Genomic DNA, 285 nt, shown 5'->3' with positions numbered 1-285 from the left:
GCAAATGATGGACGGTCACAGCATTTTCCACCGCATTACCGGTATAGTAAAGGTTAACCGGATCAACAGGCTTAGTACCTAATGTCCGTGTTACCTTCTCTTTGCTGGTTACTGTATATCCAGCAATCTGATTATCTTTATCTAGCGGATTAACCGTCACTGTTTCACCAACACGCCCAGTCACTTTGACTGGTTTGCCGATAGTAGCCGATGTCGGTTGACCTTTTTCATCAACTAAGTAATGGTCCACCGTCAAGGCATTTTTATCATTCTCACCAATTGCAT

At 43.5% G+C, this 285-nt stretch carries 1 protein-coding gene; it reads right to left on the bottom strand.

All coding sequences use genetic code 11. From position 1 onward, the window contains the following. Positions 1-285 (bottom strand): hypothetical protein (locus FD17_RS13275; RefSeq protein ID WP_162256792.1); only part of this gene is annotated, 285 nt, incomplete at both ends.

It is taken from the genome of Lentilactobacillus sunkii DSM 19904 (assembly GCF_001435575.1).
Lineage (GTDB): Bacteria > Bacillota > Bacilli > Lactobacillales > Lactobacillaceae > Lentilactobacillus > Lentilactobacillus sunkii.
Note: the sequence above shows the minus strand (reverse complement) of the source record. Positions and strands in the feature narration are given on the sequence as shown.